Annotated in this window: 16 protein-coding genes; 15 read left to right on the forward strand and 1 reads right to left on the reverse strand. The window is 41.2% G+C overall.

Translation table 11 applies throughout. The features are described from left to right. Positions 1 to 90: 90 nt before the first annotated feature. The 5 genes from ACSQ8P_RS35740 (at position 91) to ACSQ8P_RS35760 (ending at position 7,616) form a co-directional block, all read left to right on the forward strand. Entirely contained in the window at positions 91 to 2,622 is a 2,532-nt protein-coding gene (locus ACSQ8P_RS35740; protein WP_436239741.1) for a beta-mannosidase, read from the forward strand. After that, positions 2,619 to 3,389: an SDR family NAD(P)-dependent oxidoreductase gene (locus ACSQ8P_RS35745; RefSeq protein ID WP_436239742.1), complete on the forward strand. Its 771-nt coding sequence runs from the start codon at positions 2,619 to 2,621 to the stop codon at positions 3,387 to 3,389. Before ACSQ8P_RS35740 ends, ACSQ8P_RS35745 begins: the two co-directional genes overlap by 4 nt. A 1,188-nt stretch (positions 3,390 to 4,577) precedes the next feature. Further along, positions 4,578 to 5,972 (forward strand): PAS domain S-box protein, encoded by a 1,395-nt coding sequence (locus ACSQ8P_RS35750; protein WP_436239743.1) that lies wholly within the window; start codon positions 4,578 to 4,580, stop codon positions 5,970 to 5,972. 488 nt (positions 5,973 to 6,460) lie between these two features. Further along, entirely contained in the window at positions 6,461 to 7,132 is a 672-nt protein-coding gene (locus tag ACSQ8P_RS35755) for a DUF3990 domain-containing protein (RefSeq protein WP_436239744.1), read from the forward strand. After that, positions 7,113 to 7,616 carry a hypothetical protein gene (locus ACSQ8P_RS35760; RefSeq protein ID WP_436239745.1) on the forward strand — a complete coding sequence of 168 codons (504 nt, stop codon included), beginning with the start codon at positions 7,113 to 7,115 and terminating at the stop codon, positions 7,614 to 7,616. The genes ACSQ8P_RS35755 and ACSQ8P_RS35760 overlap by 20 nt, the downstream gene beginning before the upstream one ends. Before the next feature lie 84 nt (positions 7,617 to 7,700). Here ACSQ8P_RS35760 and ACSQ8P_RS35765 read toward each other — a convergent pair whose 3' ends face one another. Then, positions 7,701 to 8,753, reverse strand: coding sequence for a helix-turn-helix domain-containing protein (locus tag ACSQ8P_RS35765; RefSeq protein ID WP_436239746.1), 1,053 nt, complete (start codon positions 8,751 to 8,753; stop codon positions 7,701 to 7,703). 1,192 nt (positions 8,754 to 9,945) lie between these two features. Between ACSQ8P_RS35765 and ACSQ8P_RS35770 the strand changes: the two genes are divergently transcribed. The 10 genes from ACSQ8P_RS35770 (at position 9,946) to ACSQ8P_RS35815 (ending at position 20,517) form a co-directional block, all read left to right on the forward strand. After that, complete coding sequence (locus tag ACSQ8P_RS35770; protein ID WP_436239747.1) at positions 9,946 to 10,335, forward strand: hypothetical protein; 390 nt, start codon at positions 9,946 to 9,948, stop codon at positions 10,333 to 10,335. Next, the gene (locus ACSQ8P_RS35775; protein WP_436239748.1) at positions 10,332 to 10,952 is read left to right on the forward strand and encodes a hypothetical protein; all 621 of its coding nucleotides are present in this window, start codon (positions 10,332 to 10,334) and stop codon (positions 10,950 to 10,952) included. The genes ACSQ8P_RS35770 and ACSQ8P_RS35775 overlap by 4 nt, the downstream gene beginning before the upstream one ends. 1,379 nt (positions 10,953 to 12,331) lie before the next feature. Further along, positions 12,332 to 12,871 carry a hypothetical protein gene (locus ACSQ8P_RS35780; RefSeq protein WP_436239749.1) on the forward strand — a complete coding sequence of 180 codons (540 nt, stop codon included), beginning with the start codon at positions 12,332 to 12,334 and terminating at the stop codon, positions 12,869 to 12,871. Positions 12,872 to 12,937: 66 nt separating this feature from the next. After that, positions 12,938 to 13,738, forward strand: a complete 801-nt coding sequence (locus tag ACSQ8P_RS35785; RefSeq protein WP_436239750.1) for a hypothetical protein — start codon at positions 12,938 to 12,940, stop codon at positions 13,736 to 13,738. Positions 13,739 to 13,752: 14 nt separating this feature from the next. Further along, the gene (locus ACSQ8P_RS35790) at positions 13,753 to 14,262 is read left to right on the forward strand and encodes a hypothetical protein (RefSeq protein WP_436239751.1); all 510 of its coding nucleotides are present in this window, start codon (positions 13,753 to 13,755) and stop codon (positions 14,260 to 14,262) included. Positions 14,263 to 14,627: 365 nt separating this feature from the next. After that, positions 14,628 to 15,467 carry an SDR family NAD(P)-dependent oxidoreductase gene (locus ACSQ8P_RS35795; protein ID WP_436239752.1) on the forward strand — a complete coding sequence of 280 codons (840 nt, stop codon included), beginning with the start codon at positions 14,628 to 14,630 and terminating at the stop codon, positions 15,465 to 15,467. 990 nt (positions 15,468 to 16,457) lie between these two features. Beyond that, complete coding sequence (locus tag ACSQ8P_RS35800) at positions 16,458 to 17,372, forward strand: NAD(P)-dependent alcohol dehydrogenase (RefSeq protein WP_436239753.1); 915 nt, start codon at positions 16,458 to 16,460, stop codon at positions 17,370 to 17,372. 293 nt (positions 17,373 to 17,665) lie between these two features. Further along, on the forward strand, positions 17,666 to 18,403 hold the full coding sequence (locus ACSQ8P_RS35805; protein ID WP_436239754.1) for a DUF2306 domain-containing protein: 738 nt from the start codon (positions 17,666 to 17,668) through the stop codon (positions 18,401 to 18,403). 513 nt (positions 18,404 to 18,916) lie between these two features. Then, on the forward strand, positions 18,917 to 19,651 hold the full coding sequence (locus tag ACSQ8P_RS35810) for a DUF2306 domain-containing protein (RefSeq protein ID WP_436239755.1): 735 nt from the start codon (positions 18,917 to 18,919) through the stop codon (positions 19,649 to 19,651). A gap of 716 nt (positions 19,652 to 20,367) precedes the next feature. Next, a complete protein-coding gene (locus tag ACSQ8P_RS35815) occupies positions 20,368 to 20,517 on the forward strand; it encodes a helicase-related protein (RefSeq protein ID WP_436239992.1) in 150 nt (49 codons plus the stop codon). Positions 20,518 to 20,587: the final 70 nt, after the last annotated feature.

Below are 20,587 nucleotides of genomic sequence, written 5' to 3' on the forward strand. Positions count from 1 at the left end.
ATAATGTGACACCCATACATGGTAATCTTGATTGTATTCAAGGAATCAGAAACGTTAGACGTTATGACTATGTGAGGTGCAGGATATCGTATGCAACAAGTTAATTTACATGATGGTTGGCAGTTTAAACGAATAGAAACAGACGATTGGCTGCAGGCTGATGTGCCTGGGTCGGTTATAACCGATATGTATCGGCAGGGAATCATTCAGAATCCATATTGGCGAGCGAATGAAGATGAGATAATTGAGCTCGGAAAACAATCGTATGAGTTTCGTCTTACTTTCCAAGTGGAGGAGAGTATGCTTTCGTATTCTCGGGTTTTGCTCGTATTCGAAGGACTGGATACCTTAGCAGATATCACGCTTAACGGATCGTGGCTAGCAAGCACGGACAATATGCATCGTACTTATGAATTCGATGTTAGGTCGCTGCTTCGAGAGAGAAATAATGAACTTCACATTATATTTCGTTCACCAGTTGAGTTCATTACCCAGCAGCAGGCTAAAAAACCATTATGGCATTCGGCAGAAACACTCAAAGGATTTCCACATTTGCGTAAAGCACATTATATGTTCGGATGGGATTGGGCACCAGCTTTTCCCGATTGCGGAATATGGAAATCTGTCTCTTTGATCGGCATGAAAATGGCCCGATTCGATAACGTTTATGTGACGCAGCGGCACAGTGAAGGTCAGGTAGATCTGGATGTTCAAGTCGTTCTTGATCGGACTGCAGATGCAGCTATGCGGGTTGAATGCACATTAATATCACCCGATAAAATGGAAATTAGAAATGGACAGAGCAGGATTGATGGGTTTTGTACAAACGGTCAAGTGTCGTTGAAGATTAATAAGCCTGAGCTATGGTGGCCAAACGGATTTGGCAAACAACCGCTTTATTTATTTGATGCAAAGCTCTATTGTGCGGTAACCGGAGAATTACTCGATACAAAGTCATTTCGTATCGGTATTCGCACACTGACGGTTCTTAGAGAGCCTGACGAATGGGGAGAATCGTTCGGGTTTGAAGTGAATGGGATCCCTATATTCGCTATGGGGGCTACATATGTGCCAGAGGACAGCATGGAGGAAAATGGCTCGCGGGAGCGGACGGAAAGGCTCATCAAAGATTGTATCGACGCCAATTTCAACTCCATTCGAGTCCGAGGGTGCACACACTATCCGACAGATTGGTTCTATGATTTATGCGATGAATATGGATTAATCGTGTGGCAAGAATTGATGTTTGACTGCGCTGCCTACGAGTTGACACCAGCATTCAAGGAGACAGTACGGCATGAATTACAGGATAATGTTCGTCGAATACGTCACCACGCGAGTCTGGGGCTATGGTGCGGCAATAATGAAATCGAGTGGGCTATGACAGATTGGAATATTAACGTAGAGACAAAGCTCTCTCAAGATTATCTAGAATTGTTCGAGAAATTTATACCTGAACTATTGAGGGACATAGATCCTCATACATTTTACTGGCCTTCATCCCCCTCGTCTGGCGGCTCCTTTCTCAATCCGAACGATGAGAATCGCGGCAACGGTTATTGTTGGCAGGTTTGGCATGGGCCAAACTTGTACAGGGATTATCGGAAGTTTTTCATTCGCTTTTGTACGGAGTTCGGCATGCAGTCATTTCCGAAAATGCAAACGGTGGAGAGCTTTACGAATCAGGACGATCGCCATGTTTTTTCGGCTGTCATGGAGCAGCATCAGAAGAGTGCGCAAGGTAACAATAAAATCGTATCACACCTTGCTGAAGAATATTTGCATCCCAAAGATCTGGATTCTTTGATTTACACTTCTCAAGTCTTGCAAGCTGAGGCCGTCAAATATGCGGTCGAGCATTGGCGACGTCATAGAGGCAGGTGTATGGGAACGTACTACTTCCAATTAAATGATCGTTGGCCGGCTGTATCCTGGTCTGGAATTGATTGCTTCGGTAATTGGAAGGCTCTTCATTACGCGGCTAAGCGGTTTTTTGCCCCTGTATTGCTGTCTGCCTGCGAAGAGGAGACGAGTGTTTCTCTTCATGTTACCAATGATTCCCCTCTTCATGTAACAGGCTCGATCATTTGGATGCTTCGAGATCCACTGTCCAATGTGTTGGATGAGGGGGAGACGGAAGTCGAGATTCCATCGTGTCGTGCGATCCGGGCTATTTCGCTTGATTTTTCTTCTCAGCTTGGATCGGAGTCTAGGCGCCAAGAGACATATTTACAGTATAAACTGGTAGTGGAAGGGCAAGTCATCAGTGAAGGGTCAGTCTTGTTCGTAAAACCGAAACACTTTGCACTGGTCTCCCCGAATATTACAGCTCAATTAACTGAGACATCAGAGCATTTTAAAATTAACTTAATATCTCATTCTTTCGCTAAATACGTAGAACTGGCACTCTCAGAGATGAATGCGCACTTTGAGGACAATTTCTTTGATATGTCGGCAGGGGAGACGAAAGAAGTCATCGTCTTGAAGTCGAGGTTACCAAAGTTGATTACGTCAAGCGAATTTCAGCAGCAATTGCGGATTCGCAGTTTATTCGACTCATATTCATTAAACGATTCAAATAACAAACATAATCAAGAACGATGGGAAGGTATTCAGGAATGAACGACATGTATCCGAACTTTGATCTAACAGGGAAAATAGCAGTAGTTACAGGGGCCAGCATGGGTATTGGATACGGTCTCTCAAAGGCTCTCTCGAATGCCGGGGCGACAGTCGTCGTTACGGCCAGAAAACAAGAGGATCTGCAGCGTTTAAGCGAGGAGATTCGAAGTGAAGGGGGTAAGGCGTTCCCTGTCATTATGGACGTGACAAGCGTGACGAATATTCGGGAAACCATGAGACAGATTGCCGAAAATTTGGGCAGAATTGATATACTTGTTAATAATGCTGGACTTGGCGCAAATCATCCTGCAGAGGATGTTACCGAGGAAGACTGGGACGGAATGATGGATGTGAATCTGAAGGGGCTGTTCTTCTGCTGTCAGGCCGCTGGCAAAATCATGCTAGAGCAAGGTTACGGTCGCATTGTAAACATGAGCTCTCAAGCCAGTACTGTCGGAATACGGGATCATGCTGTTTATTGCGCTTCCAAGGGAGGTGTCAATCAATTGACTCGCGCCTTGGCATTGGAGTGGTCATCGCGTGGTGTAAATGTCAACGCTATCGGTCCTACATTCACTTATACACCAGGTACAGCTGAACGGTTGGACAATCCTGCCTATTTGGAGCAAGTTGTAAACAAAATTCCGATCGGAAGAGTAGCAAATATTCGTGATGTCGCAGGGGCAGTCATTTATTTAGCTTCTTCTGCAGCAGATATGGTAACGGGCACGCTTCTTATGATTGACGGAGGTTGGACTGCTCAATAGAATAATGTGTTCACTGCACTGCTTTCCCAAACCGTTTAGAGAGCGTAGCTCATGTAACACACCAATTTTTTATCATGTGCAGGTATTTATAGAACGTACTGGATATGGCTAATTTTATTTCTTCCCAGAAACCAATGTGGTTTATTTAAGCTTCAATGGTGAGAAAATTCTAAAACTACTATGATTTCCTCATTAATCTAATCAAACAACTCTCACTATAAAAACAAAGAAAGCATCTGAAAATAATCGGGTGCTTTTTTTATTCGTCGTCTGGGACGGCCCAGACTCAAGAATTTGCTCTATATTACATCCGAAATATTTAAATAATCTATCTAGGACATCTATTGAAACTTTACTTAGCTTAGCAAGTTGTAGAAGGACTAATACTGAGTTTTTTAATGGAGCAGTTATCATAGACACGTTATGCAAATTAGTAATTTCAAAAATCCTATTCTGTGTGTATTTCACGGAGCGTTAAGAAGAGGGCTCGATCATCTGTTGAGATTCACTTTGATATTTTGAATAAACAGGATCCAGGCAGAAAATGCGGCTTCTTGAATGATCTTATCCTTGGTCTTTAAGTAGATTACGATTGATTCAAAATAATCTTCAAGTGTATCCTCTGTCATAAACTCGAAATACGTATAGTGACAAAAGCGACCTTAAGAAAGATATGGTAATTTTCTAAATTTAAAACTTCAAAGGGGATTTAAGATAACGTCCAACGAGAAAACCAATACATTACTGTAAATGCAACTGTAAAATAAAGCTTACTGCCCAAAGTCTTTTTTTTGCGTTAAAGCACAAAAAATCTTTTCAGTGAAAGTCCATTTTTTTTCGTTTTTTTAAGTTGCCAATTGGTGTATTATTTATAATACAGCGATGTGGTACAAGGCGTTTCGCAATCGCTTAGAGCTCCCGCAAAAGCAACCAACTATTTCACGTGGTTAAACCGATAGAACGCATGTTATTCCATGTGATTGCATTTGTTCGTTGTTAATAAAAGGTGAAATGATCCTTACAATAATAAACTCAAATTCTTTGTAAAACCAGGCTAAAGAATGGTGACCTCAACAATATGGTACTATCGGATTTTTAAAAATCAAACCAAGTATGGCATAGGCATTACGGTGAGGTGGCCGTACTTGTACTGTCGCTAATATCACTAAAGACGGGGGGAGTAAGAACATGATCAGAATTCATGGACTGAGTGTATATGAAATGCTAAATAGAATTCCTGTTGCATTTATTGCGGTAGATATGACATGGAAATTTACATATACAAACACTGAGGCAACAAGACTCTTATTACGCAGTCAGGAAGACCTTGTTGGAAAGTGTATATGGGACGAGTTTCCTGAGGCAGTTCATTTAGCATTTTATGATCAATACCTTATGGCAATGCGTGAGCAAGTGACAGTTGAATTTGATGCGTACTTCCCTCCATTAGGAACATGGTTTGATATAAAGGCTTACCCCTCACCATATGGCCTTTCTGTATACTTTCAAGACATTACAGAGAAAAAACGGATAACTATACAAAAAGATCAACACTACGAATCACTTTTTAAAAATAATCCTGATGCTGTATTTTATCTAGATTTAGATGGAAATTATCTAAGTGTTAATTCTGCTGGCGAACAATTAATAGGATATAGGGAAGATGAGTTGCGACAATTGTCGTTTATCTCATTAATTACTTCAGGTTACTTAGATATGACAATGAGATCTTTTTCAGAAGCAACAAGGGGTGTTTCTCAGAATTATGAAACAAGGACTATACATAAAAAGGGTCATATCATTGATGTTAAGGTAACCAATATGCCGATTATTGTTAACCAAGAAGTTGTGGGTGTATATGTCGTTGCCCGAGATATATCAAAAGAAAATAAGAATGAAAAAAAGTTGTTCGAAACTGAAAAGCTTACCGCTGTAGGACAACTAGCAGCTTCAATCGCACATGAAATAAGAAATCCGCTTACTTCTCTCAAGGGGTTTTTACAGCTGATCCAAACAATTATGCCTGAAGTTAAGAAGGAGTACTTTGAAATTATGCTGGATGAGCTGGCAAGAATTGATATGATCTCAAGTGAACTGCTTATATTAGCAAAGCCTCAAGCAAATGAGTTACGATATGAAAACGTCGGGAAAATTATTACCGATGTTGCACTGCAACTTAGATCACAAGCATTAATAAATAAAGTTGAGATTAAAACATTTAACCTAGAGTCATTGCCTCAGATCCAATGCATAGGGGCTCAAGTGAAACAAGTATTTATTAATTTGATAAAAAATTCAGTTGAGGCAATGCCTGGAGGTGGGGCGATAAGAGTTGTTGGAAAACAGTCTAACTTAAATCTGATAATGATACAGGTTATAGATGAAGGATGTGGAATTCCCAAGGCGTTTCTTAACCAAATAGGGAATCCATTTTATACGACAAAAGAGAAGGGAACTGGTCTGGGGATGATGGTAACGCTAAAAATAATTCATGCTCACGGCGGGAGCATCGATATTTCCAGTGTAGAAGGTAAAGGCACAACTATAGATATTTACTTACCTGTTGATCTACCCATCCAATAAAAGAATTGTGCCAGCACCATAATGAATCACAAGTAGGATTTAGGCTGCCTTACTATCTGAAATGAATGTAGTCAGGTTTGTGTTTTTTCTAGGCAAATCTTCGGTCATGGTGATGCAATCATTTTCGCCACGGAACTAACGAGGAGGAGAGTTTTAAAGAGTTCTCTCAAAAGCAACTTGAAAGATTAACACATCCCACATTCTTGCCAAAGGCAATGCAAGAACGAGATGCATGGGTGGCAATTGTTGCCCAGGAGTTCGAAATTGCAAACCGTCGTTCTTGGGATAACGATCGTATACTTAAAAACAAGTTAATGAAGTAATAGCGAGCCCCTCAATTAACTGAGGGGCTCTTATTGTTAAAGTGAGTGGGGGTTATTTTAAATAAATCGGTGGCTCTTTTGAGAATTGAATTTTATAATATAACGATGGGGAATGGCTATAAGTAATTGTCTGAATATTATGATATAATTAAGGGGAGAGGCATCGTGAATTTTGGACATATAGAAATGGATAACTCATTAGGTGGGCAGCTTGTCCTCCCAAGATATGTGTTCCATGCTACTCTAAAAGAGTATGCGCCAGCTCTAAAGAAAAAAGTTCTTGATAAATCCTGGTGGAGAAAAACAGATAGGGATTTTGGAGCTGCGGTTCACACGACAATTAGCTTTGACCAAGAAAAGGACTGGGCTATTAAAGCAGAGGAAAAGAGGATTGGATCCATCGGATGTATTATAAAAATACGCTCGTATCCTGAAATGTATAAGGGGTTTATAAATTGTCTTGTTTTTTTAGGAGAAACTGATCCACAATGGACTCGATTTATAGTGGACCATCGATACGATTGTGATGAAACTGGTAAGGATCCTTGTGGAGGTAATAATCATCCAGCGATTGTTATTGGCCAGATGGCAGACAACAAAATGGACCTTGTCCGTGATGACTATCTAATGAATGCAAAAACAATTGCGAATAAATACGATTGGTTTTATGAGCGAATTACACGAGATAAACAAGATCGCAAGCTTGATGCTTTGCAGCTTGGGAACCAAATTGCCTTTTGTGATGAAGGCATGAGTGAGATGCTACAAATGGAAAGTTTTTTTATATACGATGAAACTCGAAAGGAGTGGATTGAACATGGTGCTGGATCGATTTGAGGAACTGATATTTAATGAATTAAAGAGATTCTGTAATGATGATGATATCGCTAGAGTAATCATGGACGACTACTTACCCGTCATTCGTATGCTTAATGAACAACATGATGGGGCGAGAGTACAAGCTGAAATGCTATATAAAAATTTTAAAGATGGTGTAGATCCCACTACTTGGATAAAACATATAGAAAGAACTCGTAACAAATATGGTGCGACTGTAACAACGAAGTCATCTGCTTCGCCAATGACAATTCCGCAACAGAAAATACCAAGAGGTAGTGTGTTATTTAATGTTAGAGATGTGCTTAGGGCAGGAATTATTACAGAAGAGAGAAAAGGCAGACCAGCAGCTGGATTAACCTTTCGACGATATAATATAGTGGATAGTTCTGGAAGTGACAATAAAATTGAGCAGTTGAATGACAAGATTCAGCCACAGACTTCCGTCGGTCCTATTGGCGGAGGCAAGCGAAGTAAAAAATGAGAACAATGCCGCCTATGCTGAGGCGGCATTGTTTTTTTATAACAGCAGAAGATCAGTGTTTTTCAATAAACGTTTCTCTATTTTCTAATTAATATCTTTCACATCCAAGAACCGTGTCAATTCTTTTGTATCCCGAATATCGAGGACATTCAAAAGACGTAGCATGTTATGGCTATCTGGAGACGTTTCCCCGGCTTCCCATTTCTGATAAGTCCTTACTGACGCGCCAATTGCATCTGCGATTTCTTTTTGTGTATATCCTTCACGGTCTCGGATCCGCTTAAGCTCTTCATTATCGAACTTCATTAGTTGCGGTCCTATGTGTAAAGGATACCAGGCATCACTACCGTCATCTTGCTCACCGAAGCAATTCAGGCCCCATATGGAAGTTTTTGGTCCTGCTTGTATAAACAGTTCTCCTTTGAGCTGGCCGTTCACCTTTGCCCAGACTTTCACCGGGTTTTTGATCTGTATTCCAATCCACCGAAGGATTGGATGTCCGGAATCATCACACGGAAACGTACCCGAGACGCAAAATTTTTGGCCGTCACGGCGGATATAATCATAATTGTATTGCTGTGCTAATTGATAAATAATCGGCAGAAGTCCGTTTCTCTCCAATTCTTCATTGTAAGCTACAATGAAATGCTTCGGCATTTTATCACTATGAGGGAGAGTATGGATAAGTTCCAGGTAATGAGACCATTGGAAGAGGAATTCAGTCTGACATGCATACCCCGTTTGTTTGATGGGATAATTGAATATCTGCTCCACATCCAGCAAATGACAGTAGTGCATGTCCTCCAGTGTTGCGAATAACTGCTCAATATATTCTGAAGCTCGATCGTAATATTTGTCCTCCCGAATAATTCCTGATATGTAGTGATGTAGCTCCCCTATTTGGCCATGTTTATTTTTGGATCGATGAAAGTAAAAGGGGATCCGTCTAATGAAGGTCTCTTTTGGGAGGGAGTGATTTGGAAAGAACATTTCGTTTTCCTTTTCCCCTAGATAGGGAAATATTTCTTCACCAATGTTCTCATGCCTATCGAAGTAAGCTAAGAGTTTATTAATTACTTTGGGATCGTTGATATATTTCATCAAGTGTTCATCTATAGATAGAGAAATTTCTGGCATCTTCAGCACCTCCTGGTATCTTATTTCCAGTGTAACATGAAGAATTTGGGTAATATAGATGACTCATTATTCGTGCTGGAAGGGGAGAGTGGCGTGATTTTAATATGCAGAATTGTGGTAACGTAATGAATTCATGCTTTGAAAACGTCACATGATTCGTGCTTGCCATACTACGGTAATAAATTGAGTGGATGACATCTATGGTAATGAGCTGCATGCTCAGCTCCTTTTGATTGGGAAGGTTCCATCCAGCTAAAGCTTTCGGGGAATAGGAGAGAAGAGACCTGTAAGAAAGGGAGCCGCGCATCAACTCCCTTTGAATGGATTGTTTATTGACCTGCGCTCGAACTTATCACAACGCGCCTTATTCTTGCAAGACAGCCTAACGGTGAACGAAGAGGATTCATAGAAGGAGATCCCGTACTGGACTTTACGCCCAGTGACAGGGCTCTTTTTGTCATTCGTTCAGTCTTGCAAGCGGCGTTAACTTGGATGCGTTTTTCGCGCAGGGGAAATCAAACATCACAAAGGAGCTGTTCAAGATGGTAAGAATTTATGTCTATTTAGTGAAGCAAATCAAAGAAAAAAGTGCTTTATATAACTTGGAAAGCAAGTGCGTTCGTTCGCCTAAAGATGTACACAACATAATAAAGAAGTGCTCAATTACATGAATAAGCGTCGGAGAAATTTAATGCTGCTTCCATCATTTGCTTTCATAATCATCAATCTGCCTACGATTGTACGCCTTTAAGGTAAGGAGGTGCGCTGCACCTCCTTATGATATTTATGAGTGCTGCTGGAAGGATCACGAAGTGAAAATCGGCCGCGCTCACCCGGTAGCTGTCCAGATCCGCAGCTCTCAGGCGGCGCGGCAGGAAATTATACTTTAGCTGCAACCTGCCTTTTAAAATCTGTAAAGATGGACATACTAGGAAATTACATAAACTAATCAAAGGAGTGATCCAAGATGTCCGAAAAGAAATTGACTAAAGCAGAAGCAATTTTGTTTAGCAAGCTTGCACAAGCGGCTCAAAATAAGAACGGAATAAGATTTGTTCCGAAACCTGTAAAATAATAGTCTAAATTTTTCTCCTCCCTCATATGCTTGTACCATAGTGGAAACATGGACATGTGGACTTATGGCCCTAGAGTTAATGGAGGGTTTCAGGTCGGAAGGAGAGTAGGGGAGAAGATGTTAAATGCAGAACTAGTTAGTGAGGTAAGAGGGGAAAATAGGGTAAAGCAAAAGCGCAGAGAACCAAGCCATAAAATTAAAGATATGAAATTTCCTGTTACTTCAGAGCAGCGAATTGAGTTAAGAAAGAGAGCTAATAAAGCTAAAAATGAAACAGAATCCAATACGAAAATTCTTCTTCAGGCTCTTCAACAATATAAATTGAATCCGCATGCGTTTCCTCCGCTCGAGTACCAGGATACAGGTGTATATATGCATGCGAAACCAACGTTGTTATATTTCGAGGAAATTGAAAACTTATATATTGAGCTGGACGAAGCATCTCGCCGCAGTATGGTGTACAGGCTTATCATGAATTACATCGGAATGGGGGTTCGACAATCATGAGTTTTAGCTTTAGCCAGGTTAATGCGATCGGGAGAAAGATGAAAGAAATGATGTTGGATCGAGATGAAGAGAGTTCAGGCTTTCGTGGTTTATTTTCTAGTCATAAATCAAAACAAGCGTACGAACCACTCAAGATTCGTGCAGCAGACATTGATTTTTTACGAGCAGAGGTTTTCCTTGAGGATATCTATGAATTAGGTCAAGTTGAAATATCAATGGATCAATTAATTGCCCTATTGTACGAAGATTTTATTTATAAAGTTCGTCAAACAAAGGATCTAAGATCGATCTATCTGAACGTGAAGAAATTGAAAGATGAGTTATCTTTCACAAACATGTTTTCGCAGCTAGTTGATGTATCCGATGATCATCTAGTACTTCATAAAAGAAATACGTTCAACCAACCGAAATTATATATGCTTGAGGTTCGTATGCATCGTAGATCTGCCTTACGAGGAGAAGTATTTCTCATGGATATTCGCCAGTTTGATCCATCATTGCATTTAAAGTTGGAAGAGCTGGTTTCGTTACTTTTTTTAAACATGGTGGAACGTATTCGTACCGGCGATCAAACAAAATTGGTACGAGAAATTCTTCAGCACTTTTCATCCCGATAATATATCATATAAGACTTCCGTATGGCCTCCCAAAACCGCCACCCAAAAATGCGCAAGCGATCAGGAGAAAGAAGATCCTGTATCTTGTGCTTTTTTTGCATTTCCATACTTTGGAAGAATAAAAGACTTTTTCGTCTTTCCATCTTATTCAACTCAACTGGTTGGCCAAGGGAGCTTCTAATGGATTGAGTCAATCTAATACTTTACTTATTTTCTCAGTTTAAAACCCCTATTTGTACCATTTGAAAAACCTGCATCATCAACTAAACTAGCATCAACTACCTTATACTAACTTGTATTCTAGAAACATATATCTTTTTACAAACAAAGCTTAATAAACTAAACAGTTCGTCCCTCCACCCCTACCGCTTCTTCTTTCCACGCCTGTTAAGCCTGCTACTCCCTGCATTTCGAGGCCTTTGATACCATAATTTTATTCTGATCCTTTTCCTTTTCTATTTCCATTATTTGTTGTTACTTAGAAGACGCTAGTCTAACACGGTTTAAATTTACTTTTCTAGGTACGTATAGTCTGGTAGGGTGTCGGTGCGGCAGCGTTGGCTTAGAGATTGTTTGAATGGAAATACAATAAAATCAAAGGCAAAAAAATAGTTAGGGATTTAGTGAGGATAGCAAGGGTGCTTAATGTATTTTAGTAACAAAGGAAGTGAGTAGGAGGGATTTGATGAAAGTATCAGAGGTATGAGTAAATATGCATACATAAAAGAGGTGATAAGTGGATTGTAAGGAGGCGAACGAAAAGATGGATCAGGAGAGCGAACGAACAGGCAAACTAGCGGGCGAGCAGGCAAAAGGTCAGAATAAGGTTTTTAAGTTTCGTTTGTATTAAGATACATGTTTCTAGGATACATGTTTACAAATTCTACCTGTTTGAGATACAATAGGAACTATAGTTCGTACATAATCTCAGGAATGGGGTTGTTTAGAGGTTTCTTGCCTCCCCTATTCTCAGAATAACCAGCTATTAAAGTTGGGAAGCATCTCTCTTATTACTTACCATAAGGGTAGGTGAACAAGTCGTATGTTAAAAAAATACATTTGTAATTAACCGCAGAGAAGATGAAAGAATGCCTCCTACAATTTCGAACTTAAAGACGTTAAATATGTAACCTGGAGTCTTAAAAAGTGGCTGCGTAAGAAAAAACCATAGCAAGTGTTTGAAACATTAAATGGTAATGAAATGTGTGTGCCGTAATGGAAGATGAAATTACATGAAATCCTCTATCAAAAATATAAAGAAGTAACAATGCCGTAAATATCTGCTATTGGTTTACAAGGAGCGGCGAGCTACAAGGTCATCTCACCATGTTCAGACTAAGATCGGTCAACTAGCAAATACCTATCAAAGGAGTATCCGAATGAACGGGAACACTTTTCTACAAATCATTTATGCGATACGTGATGATAAATTCGGAGACATCTTTTCCCTCATTCGCCAGGGATTTGATGATGAAACCGCGTTGAAAGCAATCACTTACTTAGTCGGTGACGATAAAAGGGTGTACGGTATTTTACTTAACGCACTTGGAACCCATGAACTGTGTGAAACTTTGCTTGAAACACAATGGGCGTGGGATCGCATTATCGAAGCAAGACCGAATTCAGTAGAATTCTTCTTTTTTGTTTCCTTGAAGAATGGAGGCGACGATCCATTTCAGATCGGCTGCAGCGTTGCTATGGATAAAGGCATAAGTACGGTCTGGTTCCATCATACCGTGACAAACGCACGTATGTTAGACCCGCAGCTCTGTGTGGAATGGAACTCGCTTTCTAAGGAAGATGAGGCCATGTGGACATTATTAGCCAATAAAATTTATGGACTATCGAATGAATGGTTTATAGAGGCTGCTAAAGCAGCGAATGACGCTTTATTAGTGCCATATGATCTTGATAATTGATTTCATTTAACGTTCACGGATACTAAATTCATTTAAGTTTGATTTTAAGCCAGGGGGAGTTTCAAGTTGGCTAGAAATAAAGTGATTGAATCAGAAAAAAAAAGAACAAAGGTAAGTCAGATTTTAAAAGTCCAGGAGCTCATCGACTTCTATGTATTAGGTGAGATACAGGATGAACCACGTTATGTTCGCCAACTTGATGAAAGCATGGTGGCAACGCTAAAACAAGGCGTGAATGTTTCCTATATGAGCCGTAGAATTGATTTCATGCATGATCAAGGATACCTTGGTCGGTATTGGGATGATGATTACAAACGCTACAATCACTACTGTCGAATCTCAAATGATGGTCTAGCCTACTTTAAGAAAATGATGCTGTCCGTGCCTAGTAAAGTACAAGAGGCAATTCATTTTTATCAATCACTTGATAAGTACGTGAAAAGATTTACAGACCATGTCCCCCATAAGAAATTGAATGAATCTGTTAAGACGACACCTACGAAAGTAAGCCGCATTTTAAAAGTCGAGGAACTCATCGACTTTTTTGTACTAGGCGAGGTTCAGGCTGAACCGAGATACGTACGAGAATTAGATGAGCTCATGGTAACAACGCTTAATCGTGTTGGCGTGAATCTATCGTATATGAGCCGTAGAATCAAATCCATGCATGAACAGGGATTTCTTGAGCGGTACTGGGACGATGAAGATAAGCACTACAATTACTACTGTAAAATTACAGATAAGGGGACTGTGCACTTTACTACATTCATACTTTCGGTACAGAGCAAGGTACTCGATGCGCTTCAATTCTATCAAGCGCTTAATAAATACGTTAAGAAATTCGGGAAAATGGATTTAACAAAGTAAGGTGGGTGATTTGCATGGACTGGAAAAAAATTTGGCACGCTTTGAAGGAACCATTTGGAACTACAAAAACACATAAAGATAATAAAGATCGAAAATTTATCCCTGTCGAATGGTATGAACATCGCGCCAATGAGATTGCTGGCGAAGCATACCGTAAGGAAATTCGAGAATACCAGGTAGATCGGCATCAAGGTTTTGTTAAAACCGTCGTTCGGGTGTATATCGGGGAGTCCTTCCGTGACGGTTATGGATTTAAAGAAATTGATGAGAACGGGATTACTAACGCGGTCGATTTAGCTTTTAGTGAGAGTGTACGTAATGCATTTGATGGCTACGAAATGGGCTGGGAAGACCTCAACATTTATGTTAGAAAGGGCATAAAAGTAGGGGAAGATGAGGAAGTCTTTTGTAAGAAGTGTTCTCTAGTCTTAAGTAAAGAGGATAGAGAGTTCATTAAGAGGTACCCGCTTTTGAAATTTGACTTTCACCCTAATTGTGTCCCAGAACATTTAAAGAAAATATAGTGCCTGGATTTTAATAATTTTTTTGGAAATTGTACCTAAACCCGAAAGGTGTCTTAAATGAAATAAAAATCCACAAAATTTTGCTCGATTGTGGAAGTGGAATACTGCCTATCTTACAGAAAGATATAAGTGAATTGACAAAGAGAACAACGAACGGTTGAATTGAGGAAAGTCGACAGGTTCTTATCCTACTAATTCAGCCGGTGACAGAAATTACTGTTACCGACATAAGTCTCATTATTTCTAATAAGATTGAAGGATTAGAAGCATATGTTGAAGTCAAATTAACTGGTGTCGACAAAAGGTGATCATCCCGTCATAGAATTAGTGGCGACATTCAAAATTCTCTCAAGGAGTTGATCGTTTTGAGTATCTTTCGAGAAAAAGTATGCGTGGTCACGGGGGGAGCTTCTGGACTGGGTCGAGCGCTATGCAGGCAGTTGGCGGCTTATGGGGCAGACGTTACGGTTGCAGACCTGAACGCGGAAGCCGCAAAAGGGGTTATGCAGGAAATTCTCGAGCGGGGTGGTAAAGCGACCTCATGCCACGTCGACGTAACAGAACCTACATCGATAGAAAAGCTAGTGAATGAAACAATGGCTCGACTCGGCAGATTGGACTTTATGTTTAACAATGCCGGTATTACCGTGATCGGCGAGTTTCGAGATCTACCACTAGATGAAGTCATGAAGGTATTGAACGTTAATTTGAAAGGCGCGGTTAATGGATCTCATTATGCTTACCAAGCCATGGTACGGCAAGGGTTTGGTCATATAGTAAATACGGCATCCGGCCTTGGTCTTGCGCCAGGTCCGACCCAATTGCCTTATGTCATGTCCAAGTTCGGTGTGGTCGGGTTGTCTGAAACACTTCGTTATGAGGGTTTGGACTTAGGGATAAGAGTTACTGCCGTTTGTCCTGGCTTTATCCAAACTTCACTTATTGAAAATGTACGTACTTTTAACGCGAGTCCTCAGGATGTCATCTCACAAATTCCTGTCAAAGTGGTTGACCCGGACGAGGCAGCTCGTCTTGTCCTGAGAGGAGTCGCGAAAAACCGAGCGATTATATCATTTCCTTCGTATGTCGGTATACTGACATTCATTTATAGGTTTTTTCCTGGCTTATTCCTCCGTCAGTCACTCAAAAGCATCCGTGCATTCCGAAAAATTCGTAAGGAAGCAGATATAATGAAAATCACCTAATTGCGGATAATTCGGAGTCGTACAACTATGATTAATATGAAAAACCAACTCAAAAATGGATAACGGTCATGCTGTAAGCATAATTAGGATTTTATTTCAAATCCTAGACCACTACTCCGTTACTTATTCAGGTTATTTTTAAAAATGTCGATTTCGTATTTCCGCGTAGGTTCTACAATTCTGTCTCACTCTAATACTGTAATTTCTATCAACAATATTGACAAATATTAAAAAAGTGTGGAACAAATACTTTTTAGGAAAGTAATACGTCATGCGAAGGGCTTCTTGGAAACCATATTTTGAGGTCTTTCTCAACATATTTAATTAAGACTGCCTATGTTAGATTCCGGGCAGTTTTTTTCTTGTGTTGGCTTAGAAACTCAGACACTAGTCTTGATGAGCCATGAGATAAAGGAAATAGAAACGATATTAGATAGCTTTATAGCAATCACAAATGGTTCTTTAATTAGAATAGCTGATGTCGAGGAATTACATGAATCAGAGGGACTTGGTATAACGGATTGGATGAAGAAGAATTATGTCTAATTATTATCAAATTTGTTAGGGTTGCTCTTTAACTTTTTCATATTCCATATACCAGTTCCATTTTCTCATGCTTGTTAGATAACTTCGATTATATATGCAAAGTACCCGTAAGATGGGCATTTCTTTCATCTCCCAGGTCACAGTTGCTTAAAGAGTCATTATTCCTCAACATACTTTCCTTCAAAAAGTAAAAACAACACCTTCAATTAACACTAAAGTGTCTATCGTCAATACCATATTATTGATAAGATACTTGTAAATTGAACAGGTTGCACAGACAAATAGAAACCGACTAGTTCGGGGGCTTCACCATTCTACTTGAAGATAACGGTGATACGATATTAAAGTGAAAAGCTTCAAGTTATCTGTACTTACTTCCTTGTTAACCAAAATGAAAGTGATGAGCTACTAGCAACACACCCTATAATAAGGATGGATTCTAAAATGAAAGCAACTGTAGCAACCAAATACGGACCACCGGAGGTTCTCCGGCTCATAGAGATCGAAAAACCTACGCCTAAAGACCATGAAATATTAGTAAAAGTGCATGCGACAACAGTAAACGTCGGGGACTGTAGAATGCGAAGTTTTACAGTTCCCCCCATGTTCTGGCTACCCGCTCGAATCGCATTAGGTTTTAGGAAACCAAGAAATCCGATATTCGGAATGGAGTTAGCCGGTGAAGTTGAAGCGGTAGGTAAAAAAGTAACACGGTTTAAGGCAGGTGACCAGGTTTTTGCATCCACCTTCAAGGCAAAATTTGGTGCACACGCCGAGTACAAATGTCTGCCCGAGGATGGGGCAGTGGTAACAAAACCGAACAATTTCACCTATGAAGAAGCCGCTACTCTTCCTATCGGAGCAAATACCGCTCTGTTTTTCCTCAGAAAAGGCAACATCCAGCCCGGGAAAAAAGTCCTCATCAATGGCGCATCGGGAAGTGTAGGCACTTTTGCTATACAGCTTGCCAAGTACTTTGGGGCGGAAGTCACCGGGGTATGCAGTACTGCGAATGTTGATATGGTGAAATCTCTAGGAGCCGATAAGGTCATTGACTACACGCAAGAGGATTTTACGAAAAACGGCGAGACCTACGAAATTATTTTTGATACGGTAGGTAAGACTACACAATCACAATGTAAAAGCTCGCTGAAGAACAAAGGATATTATCTAAATACTGTCAACGGCGGGACAGCTGTCCCACGCGAAGAAGATCTAACTTTTCTCAAAGAACTTACGGAGAAGGGCAGGCTGAAACCGATTATTGATCGCTGCTACCCGCTAGAGCAGATGGTCGAGGCGCACCGCTATGTCGAGCAAGGGCACAAAAAAGGAAATGTAGTCATCACTTTGGGGTGATAACTAAATCTCAGATGGGGAGCATTGGTCAAACTCTAATTGTCTTAGCGACCAAATGAAATCGGCAACATCGGTGAATATGATTTCTAGCATTGCTCAGTAAACCAAAATATTAATAAAATGCTAGCTTTGAGTAGGGGATAACATTTCTTTTCGTGTACCCCTTATCTGGCAAGGGAAGCCCCCCCAGCTCCGCCAAACCGAGATCGAGTAAGTTTCGCTCCCGGTATCTTCTGAACATATTGTGAAACGCACACAGGGTTACTAAATCTGTCTAAGGAGCTGAAATGAGAGTGAATATCTACAGTGAAGATCCTCGGCTAGATCAGGTAGGGAAAACTACTCCTAAGGAAACCAAATCGCCAACAAAAGCAACGGCAGGGTTGCTCGTGTCCTTCGCACTGCTCTTGCTCGGTACCATTCCAATCATATTTGGCGTTTTCCGAATAACTGAGTTGGTCAGCGGTGCAGAAATCACGCCGAACAACGAACGATTCTTTGCGTCGCCCCTGCCGTTGGTGCTGCATATTCTGAGTGCAAGCGTGTATGCCATCCTAGGAGCGTTTCAGTTTGCAAACGGCTTCCGGACTCGCTGGCCCGGCTGGCACCGCGCGGTAGGGCGGATTCTGATCGTATGCGGGCTGGTGGTGGGGCTTTCAGGTGTTTGGATGACCCTGTTTTATTCCCGCCCGCCCGGCACCGGCGATTTGCTTTATGCATTCCGGCTCTTGTTTGGGTCGGCCATGGTAGTGTCAATCATACTCGGCTTTACCACGATCCGGCGAGGGGATGTGATCCGACATCGCGCATGGATGATGCGCGCATACGCGATCGGTCTTGGCGCAGGAACGCAAGCGCTGACTCCGTTGGCTGGATTACTTATCTCTGGCCCGCCGACTGAACTCACCGGAGCGCTTCAGATGGCAGCGGGCTGGGTGATCAACCTAGCAGTAGCCGAATGGGTCATTCGCAAGCGGCTGGCACATTCGGATCGCGATAAACGTAACAGATTCATTCACACATCATTATAGATTTAACAACACTATTTCCCCTTGATGACCCAAATAACGTTAAACAAGAAAATCTGATGTTAAAACATCATCAGATTTACATTATTCCTACTTATACTGTGGAATTGTAGGCACCCTTACAAAGGAGATGAACATAGTGTCAATCAGCTTAATCCTTATATTATTACATACGGCAATGGAAAAGAGGCAGTTACCTTTTATGAGGAGGCGTTATCGGGTTAGCTGGTTCTGATACAAAACTTCGAAGAGATCCCTGTGGATCCGAATCATCCCATTCCAGCCAAAGTGAAGGATTGTGTCATGCATGCCGCTCCAAATGGAGAATTTCATGCTCATGCTTTCTGACGCGTTCCCCGGGCAGCCATATCAGATCGTAGAAAGGACTCTTAAAAACGTTACTGGTATAAATTAATTTGTGAAAATTATTTTTGTACTATATGTAAGATTTCCGAATTTGGCGAACTAAACGTATGTTCTCGTTTTTCTCGCGTAAAAGCATACAAGGAGCTGAACATGAAAGTGATTTCCAAAAATAATGGTCGAGCCCACAAGGTGCCTCGACTCAATGATTTAGAGAAACCTACTTCTCAGAAAACCAAAGCACCGATAAAAGCACTATTGACTGGGTGGCTCGTGGCCGCCGCACTGCTCATGCTTAGTGCAATTCCAATCGCTTTCGGCGCCTTCCGCGTAACTGAGGTGGTCGGCGGTGCGGAAATCACGCCGGAGAACGCACGTTTCCTTGCATCCCCCCTGCCGATTGTCTTGCATATCCTGAGCGCTAGCGTGTATGCCATCTTAGGCGCGTTCCAGTTCCCAACCGTTTTTCGGCAGTACAGCCCCGGCTGGCATCGCGCAGCCGGGCGGATTCTGATCGTATGCGGGCTGCTGACTGGGCTTTCAGCGCTTTGGATGACCTTGTTCTATTCCTACCCACCTGGCACAGGTGAGCTACTTTACGCATTGCGGCTCTTGTTTGGAGTGGCCATGGTCGTGTCCATCATCCTCGGCTTGGCCGCGATTCGGCGAGGGGACGTGATACGGCACAAAGCTTGGATGATTCGCGGTTATGCAATCGGGCTTGGCTTAGGCACGCAGATACTGACACAGTTGGTCTGTTTATTGATCTTTGGCCCGCCGAGCGAGCTCAGCGGTGCACTACAGATGGGAACGAGCTGGTTGATTAACCTGGCCGTGGCCGAATTAGTCATCCGTAAACCGGGCACAGGCAAAACTAAGGAGACGTGATGTCAAATAATCAAATTTTTCAAAAACAATGCAAGTGATTCTTTCGTATATCAAATTATTGTTATTAATATTGATGGAGATCCATGGTTCAGACAGAAATGAGGTCGGCACTGCAAGCGCAGATCCAGGAGCTGGACTCGGTCATACGGGAAATGATTCAGAAGTTTAATGTTTAAATGGAGGATCTTTAATAAGGTTCTCTTTTTCATTTATTTTGATTTTTTAAGTAAAATAAATTCCATCTAAGGTAAAACATACCGAATAAATAGAATAGAGCTGAATACCACAACTTCCAACCAATATTGACAATATGACCCGTTATAGTACAAATCCGCTCTTAAAAAATTGAGAAAAGCACGACAGCCACTAGAGTAGGAATCTCCAAACTTATTTTCCCGAAGTAATCAATGGGAAATCACTCATTTACCAGCTCGGTGCGCTGGAACTTCCGCTCGCTGCCGGTTGTGATAACTCTCTAGTTGCCATCGATGAAGCACATTGCATAGTCAATGGGGAATCCAATTTAAAGGGGGAAGGAGGAAGAAGGAAAAAGGGACAAGATGGGTTTCTTTCATTGATCAATATCGACTAAAAAAGGTGCTAGTCTATATGACAGTAAAGAAAAGTGTGAGGAGCTATCCGGGAAGTAGTTATTTTCATGCCGATCTATGCTATGAGCAGAAATGAGACAAATTAGAGAGCTTTAAAAAGGTATAATCCCGTTACTATTCACTACATCAGCATCCGGTATGGGGATGAATATCCCAGATATAGATGGCATTATTCACTACCACATTCCTGAATCAATTAAAGAGTATTATCAGCATGTCGGTCGCGGCGCAAGAACGGGTAGACATTATCTTTAAAAAGAATTCAACAAGGTATACTTTGTGCTCAATTATTATAAAAGGAATTGAGATAAAACACATCCTGAAG

It is taken from the genome of Paenibacillus sp. LjRoot153, from assembly GCF_964253085.1.
Classification (GTDB): domain Bacteria; phylum Bacillota; class Bacilli; order Paenibacillales; family NBRC-103111; genus Paenibacillus_E.

What these genes read in the sequence shown, in the direction of transcription:
- ACSQ8P_RS35760 (WP_436239745.1), top strand. Translation starts at nt 7,113, where the DNA reads ATGGTGCTGGATCGATTTGAGGAACTGATATTTAATGAATTAAAGAGA.
- ACSQ8P_RS35775 (WP_436239748.1), top strand. Translation starts at nt 10,332, where the DNA reads ATGAGTTTTAGCTTTAGCCAGGTTAATGCGATCGGGAGAAAGATGAAA.
- ACSQ8P_RS35770 (WP_436239747.1), top strand. Translation starts at nt 9,946, where the DNA reads ATGTTAAATGCAGAACTAGTTAGTGAGGTAAGAGGGGAAAATAGGGTA.
- ACSQ8P_RS35765 (WP_436239746.1), bottom strand. Translation starts at nt 8,753, where the DNA reads ATGCCAGAAATTTCTCTATCTATAGATGAACACTTGATGAAATATATC.
- ACSQ8P_RS35740 (WP_436239741.1), top strand. Translation starts at nt 91, where the DNA reads ATGCAACAAGTTAATTTACATGATGGTTGGCAGTTTAAACGAATAGAA.
- ACSQ8P_RS35790 (WP_436239751.1), top strand. Translation starts at nt 13,753, where the DNA reads ATGGACTGGAAAAAAATTTGGCACGCTTTGAAGGAACCATTTGGAACT.
- ACSQ8P_RS35750 (WP_436239743.1), top strand. Translation starts at nt 4,578, where the DNA reads ATGATCAGAATTCATGGACTGAGTGTATATGAAATGCTAAATAGAATT.
- ACSQ8P_RS35745 (WP_436239742.1), top strand. Translation starts at nt 2,619, where the DNA reads ATGAACGACATGTATCCGAACTTTGATCTAACAGGGAAAATAGCAGTA.
- ACSQ8P_RS35810 (WP_436239755.1), top strand. Translation starts at nt 18,917, where the DNA reads ATGAAAGTGATTTCCAAAAATAATGGTCGAGCCCACAAGGTGCCTCGA.
- ACSQ8P_RS35800 (WP_436239753.1), top strand. Translation starts at nt 16,458, where the DNA reads ATGAAAGCAACTGTAGCAACCAAATACGGACCACCGGAGGTTCTCCGG.
- ACSQ8P_RS35780 (WP_436239749.1), top strand. Translation starts at nt 12,332, where the DNA reads ATGAACGGGAACACTTTTCTACAAATCATTTATGCGATACGTGATGAT.